The sequence below is a fragment of the Vibrio sp. 10N.222.52.B12 genome (assembly GCF_002875385.1).
GTDB lineage: Bacteria > Pseudomonadota > Gammaproteobacteria > Enterobacterales > Vibrionaceae > Vibrio > Vibrio jasicida.
In genome coordinates, this window is the sequence record NZ_MDAW01000079.1 from 1,113 (window position 1) to 2,015 (window position 903).

The 903-nt window shown below is 38.4% G+C and carries 1 protein-coding gene; it reads right to left on the reverse strand.

Annotated elements, in window-relative coordinates; translation table 11 throughout:
- Window positions 1-17: 17 nt before the first annotated feature.
- On the reverse strand, window positions 18-903 hold an 886-nt coding region (locus BCT11_RS03925; protein ID WP_206747851.1), incomplete at its 5' end, for a hypothetical protein.

The window sequence follows — 903 nt, forward strand, 5'->3', positions numbered from 1 at the left end:
CACTCTTAAATTGTTTGTTAGCTATTCTGTAGTTTGTCGAGGATTAGAGTATTAGCTTCAGTCATTATACCGAAAGCATTTCGAATACATGCAGACGACCACGCTAAAGCCCAGAGAGTTTTGTCTAGTATCTCTGTGTTGGTGTATCTAGTGACTGATCGAGATATCACTCTATTTTCCGAACCGTCATCATTAACTGAATCAACATGAGACCAATAACTTGTATTACCGATAAAGCTTGGGTGAGCAATATCGCACAAAAACTCATATGTAGGCATTAAGTCCGCCGCTGCAGGGTTTTTAGACAACCGCTTTAGTGAAGTCATGATGTTTGTCTGTAGTAAATGAGGCTCTGGATCATCGAATCTCGTACCCCAAATCATCTTGACTACGAATGCTTCAATATCTGTAGAAATAACAACCTGACTATTGCTCAGTTTTACTTCACTAAAATTCTTATGTAGCAAATTAGCATTGAGAAGAAATACTGTAGATAGTTCTAACAGCGAGCGAGAAGAAATAGCGGGTGATATCGTTTCTGCATTATTAAGTCCATTTAGGCAAGACCGAACAAGTTCGATACCCCGCCACAATGTCATGATTGAGTATGCTTCAACGTTACTAACTTGATCTTTCCAGTATATGTTGTTCAGTTCATTAGGAGAACCAACCCCTTTTAATTGTTCTTTGATTGAACTTTCGCTTGTGAACTTCCACGAATGCTCATTAGGTATTTTATCGTCAATTTCTAAACAATGGCGAACCATTTCATTCGCGCTTTTTACAATTGAGTCATCGCTATTTTTACAGTACTCCAGAATCGAGTCATTGAGATATTTACTGTTCACTTTACAACCTCTTAATTTTATTACATGGGAGATGGCTAACGCCCTGCTAAGGGGT